The sequence below is a fragment of the Sphingorhabdus sp. EL138 genome, from assembly GCF_945862485.1.
Taxonomy (GTDB): domain Bacteria; phylum Pseudomonadota; class Alphaproteobacteria; order Sphingomonadales; family Sphingomonadaceae; genus Sphingorhabdus_B.
Window position 1 is genome coordinate 1 of record NZ_CAMAYF010000049.1, and the last position, 3,930, is coordinate 3,930.

Sequence of the window (3,930 nt, forward strand, 5' to 3'; positions counted from 1 at the left end):
GATTGAAGGCCAATGGTTTCTGTCAGGTGACAAGCCGCGTAATGAGCGCCTTGCCAATCTGCTCGCGCAACATGCGGTGTTCCTACTGCGCCGGGATTAGGGAATTCTGACAGCCATCTGTTTGGCCAATATCAAGTTCCTCCAATGTCGTATATTTCATTGATTTTTGTAAAATTGGTGTGGCTTTTATTATGCCCCTTTCGTTCGCGCCCACAGGCGGGGGCTCGAGTAGTTTAATGCAGTGCCCAATTGCGACAACCTATTGGGCAACCCTCAACTATAATGCCTGTTGCGCCGACCAACGGGCTTTGCTACGAGCCGCATCGTACCTGTCTAGGCGTGTGCGGCCATGGCGGAATTGGTAGACGCGCAACGTTGAGGTCGTTGTGGGCGAAAGCCCGTGGAAGTTCGAGTCTTCTTGGCCGCACCAGACAGCCGTTTTTGGCAGTTTCTCGTTATCCCCAGACATCTTGCAAAACTCCAGGTTTTCTGACACTTATTGTGTCTATCCGGCGTTAGGCATTCCCTTTTGTTCTTCTCTAGCCCGTCTCACTTGGGGGCATATCGCTTAATCGAACTTTGGAGGATTTATGCCACTAACAGTTTTGCAAATTGCCGCCCTAGCCCCACTTGATAGGTCCGCAAGGCGGATCAGATTTGCGTAGCGGTCCCCGCAACGGCGTAAAGGGTTACCAAAATTCCTGCTATTAGTCCGCCAAGACGATGACTGCCAGTGCGTTGCCACGTAAAAATCGCGATGATGGCCAATGCAATGAGCACGGGCACGAACTGTATCGCGATCACCGTGCTGAGAGGATCAAATGCAGTGACGAGCGAACCGGTCATAAACAACACGCCGTAGATTGCCGCCAGCATTACAATGAAGCCCGTCGTAAGTGTCAATATTGCGGCGATATAACGAAGCCCGGCCGTGTCAACGCGCACTGTCGCGCTGGTCAGTGATCTGGTGGTCACCAGAAAGGCAAGCGTCAGCGGCACAACGTAGATCGCAGCAACCCCCCATTGGCTGAAGCTGGGAAGCTTAACCGCGACCACCCAAAACCGAAAATCTGTTTGGAACAACTGATCAACGAGCAAAAGCGCGGCGTATCCCGCCGCCACTGTCGCTACCGCTAACAAAATTGATTTGAACCAGTCTGATTGATGCGTGCCAGCGGGACGACGCATGAAACGGCCTATCAACAGGCTTAAGCCAGCGGTGGTTCCAGCCCAGAGTGTAATTTGCGTCGTCACCGCCTGCGGTAGCCATGGCGACGCGGGAAGAAGAAGATAAGCCGCAATGAACGTTGGGAAGAATAACAATGCCGGCAGCCCGGTGTTTAACGCGAAGCCCTTCCACCAACCGCCATCACGATCTGCCGCCGCTGGGATTGGTGCGGCATGCAGCGAAGCAAAAATCGGTAATCGGATAAGCGCATCAAAGGTTCCGAGCATGATCATGACGAACCCGATAAGCCCAAGTCCCGTGCCAACTTCCTTCCAATACCAAATCTGATCGTTTGCGGGTCTTTGCGTACCGCCGACCAGCGTAGCACCAAACCATTCGATCGCGTTTCCAATGGCGGCCGTTGAGATATGATCGCCGGGATGGGTCGTATTGGGCTGATATAGCTTTCGCGCGGTCCCATCCTTGATAGAACCGTATAGACGATTTTCTAAAACTGGGGCTTGCGTACCAAACACGGATTGAAGCTTGCTGCTCGACGCGACATCTTTCGCACGGGCAACGCCCCACATCAAATTCGAGAACTCATCGAAGCGGCTAAAAACGATGCCGACATTGCGCGGCCAAGTGGGTGAGCCTTCCTGTGCAAAAGGAGCGCCTGTAGAGGATCCTTCTAGCACCATCGACGTGTAAGCCTTAGGCATTGCGGCGGCCGCGGCAAGCACCGTCCAGCCGCCCATGCTATGTCCTTCCAGGCCGATCTGACGTGTATCGACAATCGGTAAAGATCGCAAATAACTAAGACCATCTGGTCCACCAAAACCATGTGAGAAGGCGGCGCCTTGGCTATAGCCGTGCCCCGTCTGATCAAGTGACAAAACGACGTAGCCTCTTCGGGCGAATTCGATAGCAAAACCGTCCTGCGTCTCGCGCGAGTTTATGTAGCCGTGGACCGCAAGAATGCCAGGCGCCGGGGTCGCAGCGGTGGCGTTTTTCGGGATATACAGCAAGGCGCTCATGACCGTGCCATTTGTGCCGGCAAACCGAATGTCGCGAACAGTTGTACCGTCCGCCGTCCGAATGCTTTGAGCGATTAATGCACCCGCCAAGACGATGGCCAACCCAACCAAAATCAGCCACCCGCGGCGTTTTGTGACTATGGCGTGACCCAACTCTTGATCTGTGACCTGCAACCGCAACACCCCCGTTTAACGCTTGGTCCACAATCGTAAACCAGTGACGGTGACGTTGCAACTATTCGTCAAACGTGGCGCGGATAACAAGATTCCGATGTTTGTGCGTTCCGCCCTTAAGGTTGCCGGCTGTCCCTGTTTCAATATTTGCGACTGCAGTGATAAGGAGCTTTGCCGCGCGCGAAATTAGCCTAAGCTCTGGCTCTCACGGGCGCGGTCTCAGGCATGCGCCAAAACACTATAATCACGCATAAGGCAACACATGCTATCATTGCGCCAGGTGCAGCAGCCCATTCACTTTTGGTCACCAACAAATGTGCCACCAACGGCGTGAGGCCGCCGAATATGGCCGTTGCAGTTGTCGCGCCCAATGCCAGGCCGCTGAGTCTCCCCTCGCCGGGAAATTGCTCGGCAGTCGTGACGGCGCCGACAGCGCTTACTGCGCCGCCGAGTGCAGCCAAAACAATTGCACCCGTCCAAGTCGCAGCCCCACCACCAACCATCACTGCAAACATGCCCGTTGGAAGCAAGATGCCACCAAGTGCCAACGCAATGAGTATTGGACGACGACCAAAACGGTCCGACGCAAGCCCTATCATTGGGGTCACGAGGATTACCGTCAGCGCTGCCAGAACAGAGATCGACAGCGCGCGTGTCTCCGGCATGGTGCCAGTGGCATCAAGGAACGCCGGCACATAGGTGATACCGACATAATATGTGATGGAACCCAGCGCCGAGATTGCAAAGCCGCGTGAAATAGCGCTGCGGTGTCGCGTCAAGGTCTGCCGGATCGGCTTCTCCGGCACCGTGCCAGCATCGCGCTGCCTGAGGAATTCTGGCGTTTCTTCAAGGGTTGCGCGGGTTATCAGGACCAAACCAGCAAGCACGGCGCCGAACAGAAAGGGTAGGCGCCATCCCCATGATACAAGCGCATCTTCGGGCACAGCCCAAATGGTCAGCGCCGCCGCACCGGCCGCCAGCAGCGCGCCTATCTCGCTTGCCGCCGATGCGCAGCTGGTGATCAATCCGCGACGACTGTCTTTCGCCCCTTCCACCAGATAAGCGACAACGCCGGTATACTCGCCGCCAACCGAAAACGACATCAAACAGCGCAGTACAATTAGTAGCAAGCCAGCAAGCGGGCCAATCTGATCATAAGTTGGCAACATAGCAGTTGCGAGCATCGCTATCGTCATCAAAGCCATCGAACGCAGCATCGTTAACCGCCGGCCCAGCCGATCACCAAAATGTCCAAAAACCAGCGCTCCGACGGGCCGCATCAGGTAAGCGATGGCAAAGCCCCCGAGCGTTTCCGTCATAGACTGTGGACCAGTTCCGAAGAACACGCGTGCCAACACCGTCGAAAAATATAGATATAGTGTGAAATCATACCATTCAACAGCGGTCGAAAGGCCGGCGATAACCATCGATCGACGCGACATCGGGACGCGCAAAGCAGGGGAGGCAACGGGCGTGTTTTGGTAAATGATTTCAGCCACGAGACAAGTTGGCGAATTTTGCGGCTGGTGACAAGGCTCCTTGGTCATTGAC

Annotated in this window: 2 protein-coding genes, 1 tRNA gene and 1 pseudogene; 2 read left to right on the forward strand and 2 right to left on the reverse strand. The window is 55.2% G+C overall.

The window, feature by feature from the left end; translation table 11 throughout:
- Both Q0O33_RS10575 and Q0O33_RS10580 read left to right on the forward strand, forming a co-directional pair.
- Positions 1-100: pseudogene (locus Q0O33_RS10575) on the forward strand (methionine biosynthesis protein MetW); the annotation flags it as partial.
- 243 nt (positions 101-343) lie between these two features.
- Positions 344-430 (forward strand) — tRNA-Leu (locus Q0O33_RS10580).
- Positions 431-651: 221 nt separating this feature from the next.
- On the opposite strand, the gene Q0O33_RS10585 is transcribed toward Q0O33_RS10580, so the two are convergent.
- Both Q0O33_RS10585 and Q0O33_RS10590 read right to left on the reverse strand, forming a co-directional pair.
- Entirely contained in the window at positions 652-2,379 is a 1,728-nt protein-coding gene (locus Q0O33_RS10585; RefSeq protein ID WP_295499355.1) for an alpha/beta fold hydrolase, read from the reverse strand.
- A gap of 191 nt (positions 2,380-2,570) precedes the next feature.
- Entirely contained in the window at positions 2,571-3,821 is a 1,251-nt protein-coding gene (locus Q0O33_RS10590; RefSeq protein ID WP_295499358.1) for an MFS transporter, read from the reverse strand.
- Positions 3,822-3,930 lie beyond the last annotated feature (109 nt).

Bases quoted from the DNA above. Each gene is read 5' to 3' on its own strand.
- Q0O33_RS10590 (WP_295499358.1), bottom strand. From the start codon at position 3,821: ATGTCGCGTCGATCGATGGTTATCGCCGGCCTTTCGACCGCTGTTGAA.